1 protein-coding gene is annotated in these 1014 nt (G+C 59.6%); it reads right to left on the bottom strand.

Annotated elements, in window-relative coordinates; all coding sequences use genetic code 11:
* Window positions 1-21: 21 nt before the first annotated feature.
* Window positions 22-969 (bottom strand): site-specific integrase, encoded by a 948-nt coding sequence (locus tag C5S62_RS00745; RefSeq protein WP_104403639.1) that lies wholly within the window; start codon window positions 967-969, stop codon window positions 22-24.
* Between the last annotated feature and the right edge of the window lie 45 nt (window positions 970-1014).

Genomic DNA, 1014 nt, shown 5'->3' with positions numbered 1-1014 from the left:
TCACAACCGATGCCCGACGGCTCACAAAAAGGCGCGCGACATGTTCATCGTGTCGTTGACTATTTTGTTGCGCGTCACTTGGGCATACATCTGAGTGGTGGTGATGCGCGAGTGGCCCAGCATAAGGCTCACCGTCTCGATAGGCACGCCGGCCGAGAGCAACAGCGTGGCAAAAGTATGGCGTCCGATATGAAAATGAAGCTGCCGTTTCAGTCCCATATTCAAACCTATGACATGAAGATGGCGGTTACACGTCCGGTTGTCGGGCACCGCGAGCATACCGCTACCGTCGGTGCGCCACCTCAACCGGTCAATCATGGCTACAGCCTCCGGCATCAGCCTCACCACGGCCACGCGCCCGTTCTTCTCGCGTGGCTTCGTGAGCCATCCTGTCGTGTCGCACCGTTCTATGTCTTCGCGCCGCAAACGCCGCACATCGGCATAGGCCAGACCGGTAAAGCAGGACAACAGGAACAAGTCGCGCACACCGGCCCTCGTGCCCGAAAGAGGTAAGGCCGACAGGCGGGCCACCTCCTCCTTCGTCAAACTGTAGTGGCGGTGTGCCGCCGGCGGGAGGTCGACTACGGCAAAAGGGTCGGCCTGCAGCAATCCCTGCCGGCACGCCAGCCGCATGAGCCGTTTCAGAGCCGTGAGATAAAGACGCGAAGTGCCCGAAGCCAGTCCAAGGTCCGTGCGGAGGTAAGTGGCAAAATCGCGCACAAAGCCTTCGTCCACATCAGTCAGCGGCCATTCCCTCCGGCATCGAGCGAGTGCCACGAAAGCAGTCAGATGGCGCAACAGGATTTCATATTTATACAGCGAACTGCGCGAGCGGCCATGCCCCACCCTTTCAGAAAACTGCCGGTTGTGCTCGCGGCCAAATTCCAGCAGTCCGCAACCGGCCTCCACCGATCCGGATTCTTCCTGCAAAGCCTGCCGCAGCACAACGGCCAGCTGGCGGATGTCCACACAAGACTGCAGGTCACATTATCCCTTCACGATGTCCTGTCTTCC

Origin of the sequence: Prevotella sp. MGM2 (genome assembly GCF_002933955.1) — a bacterium.
In the GTDB taxonomy this organism is placed as follows: Bacteria; Bacteroidota; Bacteroidia; order Bacteroidales; family Bacteroidaceae; genus Alloprevotella.
This window is presented reverse-complemented; position numbering and strand designations above follow the sequence as displayed.